Genomic DNA, 4,253 nt, shown 5'->3' on the forward strand with positions numbered 1-4,253 from the left:
CTCTTTTCAATAACAGAAGCCTAAAAGCGCCTATAGCGTTTCCTGTTCGCAAGAGGTATATTATCGATGTTGAAAACCCTAATTAGCAAAGGTTTAACTGTGCCACACAGGTGTGAGAACCGCTATATATCACTACACTACCCCTGGTGGTCTCCTGACTTTTCAAACATCCTCTAAGAAAAACATGGGACAATTAAAATTATTTCTATTCGGGTAAGTTTCTTTACTAGAAAGACTTTTAGTCTTTAGATAATAAGTAGTCATGCAAAATAAATTTCCTAGTGAAGACAGGCAAGAGGCAATAGGCAAAAGCTTTATCGAAATGTGTAATTAATTTTGCTTAGGTACTTATTGTGTCTATATCTGCTGTTCACCGATTACTGACCTAGGAAATTAATTTGGCATGATTACTTAATTTCTACGGGTTCTAAATTATCAGCAGGAGTAAAACCAAAGAGACGGGAATAAAAATAAAATTCTGCATCTAATGCTCGTTTTATCGATTCAGCCTGACGAAATCCGTGTTGTTCTCCAGCAAAGGGAACGTAAGCAACGGGTAAACCTTTCGCTTTTAAAGCTTCTACCATCATTTCCGCTTGATTGGGTGGAACCACTTGGTCTTCTAAACCTTGGAAAAAGATCACCGGACAGGATAACTGACTGGTAAAATGAATGGGCGATCGCTGATAGTAAATTTCCTTTTCTTCAGGATAGCGTCCCACCAATTTATCTAAATATCTCGACTCGAATTTATGGGTATCGGTGGCTAAAACCTCTAAATCACTAACTCCGTAATAACTAGCTCCTGCTTTAAAAGTATCATGAAAAGTTAAGGCTGCTAAAGTTGTATAACCACCGGCGCTGCCTCCAGAAATTGCCAATCTTTCCCCATCGACTAATCCCTGATTAACCAAATATTTTGCCCCGTTGATGCAGTCTTCCACATCGACAATTCCCCAATTTCCCAGCAAACGCTGACGATATTGACGACCATAACCCGTACTACCGCCATAATTGACATCTAGATAGCCAAAACCGCGACTGGTCCAGTATTGCACCCGCAGACTTAAACTAGAGGTCGCCGCAGCCGTCGGTCCACCGTGACTTTTGACTAAAAGGGGCGGTAATTCGCCATTGGGGGCGGTATAATCGGGGTTTTTGGGGGGATAATACCAAGCATAGGCCGTTAGTCCCTGACTGGTGGGAAAAGCGAGCATTTCTGGAATCGATAAATAATCGCTAGAAATAGTTAAACTACTGGAAGATTTGAGAACTTCTCTCGTTCCTGTGGCTAAATCCACTGAGATAACTGCTGTTAGTTCTGTGAAATAACCGCCAATAAAAACTATTTTGTTATCGCTAACTTGTAGGGAAGAAATGTTAGTATCAGCAGTAATAATTTCTTGAAATTCTCGGTTAACAGTATCGATACTTCCTAAATGCCAACGACCATCTTTTGTATAGCTACAAATAATCTGTGATTCGCTGGCAAAACCGTAGTTAGATAAACCAAAAACCCAATGAGGATAGGCAAATTCAGCCTCTATTGGTTCGAGAACTGGTTCGATTTGTTCATCATGGTTAAAGCAATAAAAGTTCCAGAAATCATTGCGATCGCTGGTAAAATATAACTGTTCATCGGCAGACCAGCGCGGTTCACATACCGACTCATTTTCACCACCAGCAATGACCCGAATATTACTCAAATAAAGATTATTAATATCTGCTACCGAGAGAAAAGAACTATCCCAGGGCATATTAGGATGATTCCAACTAATCCAAGCTAATCGAGAACCGTCGGCACTTAAGCGAGGAGAGGTATAAAAATCGTCGCCTGATACTAACGTTTTTATTTCTCCTGTATCCACATCGATGCTGACAATACTATTAACTGGTTCTCGATCTTTTTGGCTATGATCTTCACAAACACAGATTAAACGATTGCCAAATTTATCGAGAATTAAATCCGCATAACGACAGGAATTTTCTGGGGTCAGAGGTTGGGGTAAACTATCAGCAGTTTGGCGATAAATTCTTTGGTCAGCAAAATTACAAAAATAGATAATTCCAGCAACAATTAGATAGGAACCTCCCCCGTATTCATGGACACGAGTTCGCACATTAAAAGGTGCTGGAGTGATGTCTGTGGTTGTGCCGTCGGGGTTTAATTTAACTAAAACATTTCGCCCCTTTTCCTGTGGTCTGCCTTCTAACCAATAAATATCTTCTCCATCTACAGTTACACCACCAAGACTAATCGATGCTGCCACAATTAGATCGGAGGTAATCGGTGATTTCCAGGAACCGTAAGCTGATATTTGATGAGACATTTTCGACTAAAGCAGTGATCTTAATGGTGAACTAACTTGATCAGAAACGCTGATAAATTCAGGAAATTCCGAGTAAACAGAACAAAGTAGGGATTAGGTGCATCCCTACCTGACTCTCTGTTTTTCTGCAATCGGAGCGGCGGGATTCGAACCCACGACCCCTACTACCCCAAAGTAGTGCGCTACCAAGCTGCGCTACGCCCCGATATTGAATCTTAACCATCATAGCGATAATCGCGGCATTTTGCAAGCTTTTTTTTTCTTCCTTTCTCCCCCATCCCCGGAATTAGTGGCCAGCTATCTAGCTAATTGGGGAATACGTCCTTTTAATCCCGTCATTAATTGCAGGGCAAACAATTTCAACGGGGGGAAACCGCGCATCATTGCCAATCCGAGACGACGGATGACAACGATGGGCGGCCAGTTATTGGAGAACAGGCGATCAAGAAAATCTGTGAAGCCTAAAATCGCTAAATTCTCCGATATACGCCATTTTTCGTAGGATTTTAGGGTAGAAAGCACTCCTATATCCTCTTGGTTTTCCGCTGCTTCCTTTAATACCTGCGCTAAAGCGGCTGCGTCGCGAATGCCTAAATTTAAACCTTGACCACCGACGGGATGACAACAGTGGGCGGCATCACCAATTAAAGCCAGTCGGGGTTTAACATAAGTATCACTCTGCATTAACTGTACGGGAAAGAGAGCGCGGGGGCTAACTAATGCTATTTTTCCCAGTAATCCCCCCGTATATGCTTCTAATTTGTCGATAAATTCCGCTTCGGGCATTTCTTGCAGTTTTTTCGCTTCTTCATGGGGATTTGTCCAAACGATCTGACAGCGATTACCCTGGAGCGGTAAAATGCCCATCGGACCGGTGGGCCAAAATCTTTCAAAGGCGGTATCGTTGCGATCGAGTTGATGTTTAATGGTGAAAGCGACACAGGATTGCCAATATTTCCAACCTTTGGTTTTAATTTGCGCCCCTTGCCGGATAGCGGATTTGGCTCCATCAGCCCCGATAACTAATTTTGCGGTGATTTTTCGGGTTTGACCAGCTTCTTCCAAGGTGACAGTGGCTGTTTCTGCTCCGTACTCCACTTCTAACACTTTGGCAGGGGATAACCAATCAATGCGATCGCAATCTTGGCTGGCATTGTGCAGGGCCGTTAAAATCACTTGATGTTCGCCCACATAGCCCAAATAATCGGTTTTTAGCTCATCAACCACAAAGGGGACAAAAATCGGAAAATCGGCATCAGAAAGGCGAATATGACGAAATTTACCGATACTGGGCGATATTTTATCCCAGATACCCAAGCCTGTAAAAATCCTGCTGGACATCAACGAGAGGGCATAAGCTTGACGACGGGAGGCGGCCACCTCTAGGGGACGTTCCTCGATCATAGCGATATTTAATCCTGTATTTTTTAAAGCCACCGCTAGGGTGGTTCCGACTATACCACCCCCGACAATGATTAAATCGTAGTTGTCCCGTCCTAACATATAAATACTTTTCTCAAAGATAATCAGTGACTACACTGATCTATTCTGACACGATTTTCGGGGTTGCTGTCGGGTTTGATTGTATTCACCCCACCTAGCCATTGATAGACTTGAAAGGGTTTTGTCCGTGGTTGAGAGTTTCGGGTTATCGCTCTTCCTGGACTTCTGGAAGGGCGATAATACTAAATCTGGTTATTAAAGACTGATTATTGGTGGTGATTCGGTAGTAGTGATGGCGGCTTAATCCTTTGCTTTGCTGTGCATTGTAGTCATGGATAAAATACCAAAGGGTTCCCCAACCTGATTCTCCATTTTTTTAGAGAAAGATAGACTCTCTCTCACCAGCCGAGAAATCCTTTGTCGAAAGGTATTATTTAATCTTTCAATAGGATTAGTTTGACCAGTTTCTTTACCTACTGC

General features: G+C 42.7%; 2 protein-coding genes, 1 tRNA gene and 1 pseudogene. All 4 read right to left on the reverse strand.

The features are described from left to right. Positions 1–407 precede the first annotated feature (407 nt). The gene (locus tag EWV60_RS06455; protein WP_287231617.1) at positions 408–2,330 is read right to left on the reverse strand and encodes a S9 family peptidase; all 1,923 of its coding nucleotides are present in this window, start codon (positions 2,328–2,330) and stop codon (positions 408–410) included. Positions 2,331–2,461: 131 nt separating this feature from the next. After that, a tRNA-Pro gene (locus EWV60_RS06460) sits at positions 2,462–2,535 on the reverse strand. A 92-nt stretch (positions 2,536–2,627) separates the two neighbouring features. After that, on the reverse strand, positions 2,628–3,833 hold the full coding sequence (locus tag EWV60_RS06465) for an FAD-dependent hydroxylase (protein WP_287231618.1): 1,206 nt from the start codon (positions 3,831–3,833) through the stop codon (positions 2,628–2,630). A gap of 259 nt (positions 3,834–4,092) precedes the next feature. After that, positions 4,093–4,253: pseudogene (locus EWV60_RS06470) on the reverse strand (IS1 family transposase); the annotation flags it as partial.

This window comes from Microcystis sp. Msp_OC_L_20101000_S702, assembly GCF_007095705.1.
In the GTDB taxonomy this organism is placed as follows: Bacteria; Cyanobacteriota; Cyanobacteriia; order Cyanobacteriales; family Microcystaceae; genus Microcystis; species Microcystis ichthyoblabe_A.